This is a genomic window from Monashia sp. HAY1-2A (assembly GCF_056755315.1).
The window spans coordinates 1-774 of sequence record NZ_JBNDHY010000318.1 but is presented as its reverse complement, the minus strand read 5'-3'; the positions used below and the strand labels follow the sequence as shown (position 1 = coordinate 774).

Sequence of the window (774 nt, the reverse complement as noted above, 5' to 3'; positions counted from 1 at the left end):
ATCGCCGCGCTCTACCCGAACATCAGCATCGGCATCCCGTTCACCGACATCTCCCGCGCCGTGGACGTCAACGCCCTGATGTCGGCCACCACCGCGGCCATCGTCGGGCTGTCCCTGAACGTGGCCGCCTACCTGGCCGAGATCATCCGCGGCGGGTTCGCCTCCGTCGACAAGGGCCAGCTCGAGGCCGCCGACTCCCTGGGCATGAGCGGACGGACCAAGCTGTGGCGCATCATCATCCCGCAGTCCATGCCCACCGTCATCCCGGCCGTCGGCAACCAGGTCATCGGCATGTTCAAGGAGACCTCCCTGGTCAGCGTCCTCGGGGTGGCCGAGCTGCTGCAAAGCGTCCAGCTCATCTACGCCCGCACCTACCAGACCATCCCGCTGCTGATCGTGGCCTGCCTCTGGTACCTGCTCATGACCCTCGCGCTGAGCTACCCCCAGTCCCTCATCGAGAAGAAGTACTCCCGCACCAGGACCCGCGCCACCACCGGTGCCGCACAGCCCCCACTGCCGCTGGACGCCACCCTCGGAGGTGAAGCCCGATGACCGGTGTGACCAACAGCAAGACGACCAGCAAGCCGACCAGCAAGCCGACCGGCACACCGGACGGCACACCGGACCGTGCGGTGGACCGTGCGGTGGACCGCTCGGACGGGGTGGGCACGGGCGTGGGCACGGTGTACGCCCACGGCCTGCGCAAGTCCTTCGGCCAGCGGGTCGTGCTGGACCGGATCGACCTGGACGTGGCCTGCGGGGAGATCGTCTGCC

At 68.5% G+C, this 774-nt stretch carries 1 protein-coding gene and 1 pseudogene; both read left to right on the top strand.

Going from position 1 to position 774, the window contains the following annotated elements:
• Positions 1–552 (top strand): amino acid ABC transporter permease (locus tag ACPYOM_RS22095; RefSeq protein ID WP_481347603.1); only part of this gene is annotated, 552 nt, incomplete at its 5' end.
• Positions 549–774 (top strand): annotated as a pseudogene (locus ACPYOM_RS22090) (hypothetical protein); the annotation flags it as partial. The gene ACPYOM_RS22095 and the pseudogene ACPYOM_RS22090, both read left to right, overlap by 4 nt.